This is a genomic window from Staphylococcus sp. EG-SA-2 (genome assembly GCF_017152085.1).
Window position 1 is genome coordinate 1 of record NZ_JACYHC010000211.1, and the last position, 519, is coordinate 519.

Annotated in this window: 1 protein-coding gene; it reads right to left on the reverse strand. The window is 36.8% G+C overall.

What is annotated here, in order from left to right; translation table 11 throughout:
- The coding region (locus tag IDG60_RS27295; protein WP_206160440.1) for a PTS transporter subunit EIIB at window positions 1-472 on the reverse strand (472 nt) is incomplete at its 3' end.
- Between the last annotated feature and the right edge of the window lie 47 nt (window positions 473-519).

Genomic DNA, 519 nt, shown 5'->3' on the forward strand with positions numbered 1-519 from the left:
TACTCAGTACTGCTGCAATACCACCAATTAATCCAGCTCCAATAAATGCAGGAATCAACGGTATAAAGATATTGGCAATTGATTTCAATACTTTATTCAACTTACCATTCTTTTGTTTTGCTTTATGCGCTTCCTTATTCGCCTTTGCTTTATCAGCTGCATATGATTTATAGTCCATTTTTTCACTATCATTGTGATGGTGTGGTATTGGGTCACCTAGTTTAACACCACTTAATTCCGCCATATGATTAGCCACTTTATTGACTGTACCAGGTCCAACCACAACTTGAATACGTTCATCGTGTATAACACCCATGACACCATCAATATGCCTTAGTTCTTGGTCATCTACTTTATTCTCATCTAATACTTTAATACGCACACGTGTCATACAGTTCATGACACTATCTATATTATCCATACCACCTACTGCAGCAATAATTCGTTCTGCAAGTTGTTGTTCTTTGGTCATTTAAATCCCTCCTAAGGTTGTCTATCTCTGATTGCTCGTTTAACAAT